This window comes from Dissulfurispira sp. (assembly GCF_036745535.1).
GTDB lineage: Bacteria > Nitrospirota > Thermodesulfovibrionia > Thermodesulfovibrionales > Dissulfurispiraceae > Dissulfurispira.
On sequence record NZ_DAIOFX010000067.1, the window covers coordinates 4,129 to 5,591 of the forward strand.

2 protein-coding genes and 1 pseudogene are annotated in these 1,463 nt (G+C 43.3%); 1 reads left to right on the forward strand and 2 read right to left on the reverse strand.

Translation table 11 applies throughout. The annotated features are described in order from the left end of the window. On the forward strand, window positions 1–587 hold a 587-nt coding region (locus V7L97_RS09925; protein ID WP_333655541.1), incomplete at its 5' end, for a phosphatidylserine decarboxylase family protein. Here the strand turns inward: V7L97_RS09925 and V7L97_RS09930 are convergent. Beyond that, on the reverse strand, window positions 584–1,132 hold the full coding sequence (locus V7L97_RS09930; protein ID WP_333655544.1) for a hypothetical protein: 549 nt from the start codon (window positions 1,130–1,132) through the stop codon (window positions 584–586). The two genes, V7L97_RS09925 and V7L97_RS09930, sit on opposite strands and share 4 nt — an antisense overlap. Window positions 1,133–1,143: 11 nt before the next feature. Beyond that, window positions 1,144–1,463, reverse strand: a pseudogene (locus tag V7L97_RS09935) (hypothetical protein); the annotation flags it as partial.

Below are 1,463 nucleotides of genomic sequence, written 5' to 3' on the forward strand. Positions count from 1 at the left end.
TATTAACCATTATCTCATTCTTCATAACAGGCGGGATATGGGTAGCCCTTTTACCGTTCATTCTTACGCTCTTTATGCTGTATTTCTTCAGAGACCCCGAAAGGATTGCACCTGAAGGAGATAATATCTTCGTGTCACCTGCCGATGGTAAGGTCATACTGATAAAAAATGTTCGGGAAGATCAGCATCTAAAAAACGATGCCATCGAAGTCAGCATCTTTATGTCCCCTCTGAATGTCCATGTAAACAGGGCGCCATGCGATGGGGTCGTGGAATCAGTAGTTCATACATCTGGAAAATTTCTGTCCGCCTTTAAACACGAAGCATCTTTGCAGAATGAAAACATCGCCATGCTGCTTAATACAAAGCACGGCAAGGTGCTTGTCCGTCAGGTTGCTGGATTTGTTGCACGGAGGGCTGTATGCAGGGTAAAGCCCGGAGACGCGCTTAAAAAAGGCGATAGGTATGGAATTATTAAATTCAGTTCGAGGCTCGATATTTATCTGCCGAAGAATACAGAAATAAAAGTAAAATCAGGCGATAGGGTTAAAGCAGGGGAAAGCGTTCTCGGCCTTATTGGGAATTAATAACCGTAAAGTTTAAAGTCCGAAAATATCATCGGATATACCGAAATCCCTAAAAATACTATATACCCCATCAAAGATGCCGCGACAAGCCTCTTTTGAAATAACGGGATAACATTTCTAAGGCTCTCCTTTTTTCTGAAAGGATTCAAAATCCCCGCTCCCATGCCGCAGACCGCTGCCGTAAAAAGAGCGATATACATCGGATAACCGATATAATTATATTCCTTTTGTAATATGTCGAAGGGGCAATGATGCGCAGGCAGTTCGTAAAAATAAAGGGATATAAAAGAGATTATAGCAGCTATCGAAGTTACAAAGCTTATCGCGGAAAGCGATGAAAACAGATATGCGCCCCTGCCTTTCATATAAAAATAAACTCCGGATAATATCGTCAGGGTAATCGACGCAAAAAAGACGAATTTCGCCGGCACTGAAGGCAGAGAGGCGACTTCCGACATAAACCCCTCTTTCCCCGAACTGAAAAGCGCTCCGCAGCATGACGTGATCACATCCGCCCTGAGGCTTAAGAGATACATCGAAAGCACAATCGTCTCGATTAAAAAAACGGCGCGATAAATAAAAGGAAAAGATATTTATTTTTAACGAGCGGATAATCGTACGCCCTGTTGTCCGCGTAATTCAGGAGCAGCCATAATCCGGAGAGCAAAAAAACCACGATCTTTAATATCAGCGCCGGATAACCGTAGCCGTTGACATTAAGAGTGCCAGCCGCGCACATCGCTCCGACAAACAAACCATGAAGATTATCCGAGGTATAAATGAATAAAAAGAGAGAAAGCAATTGAAATCCGAAGGCATAGCTCAATATCGTGGAGATCAGATATGTCCTTCTCTCAAGGCTTAACTGGACTTCGC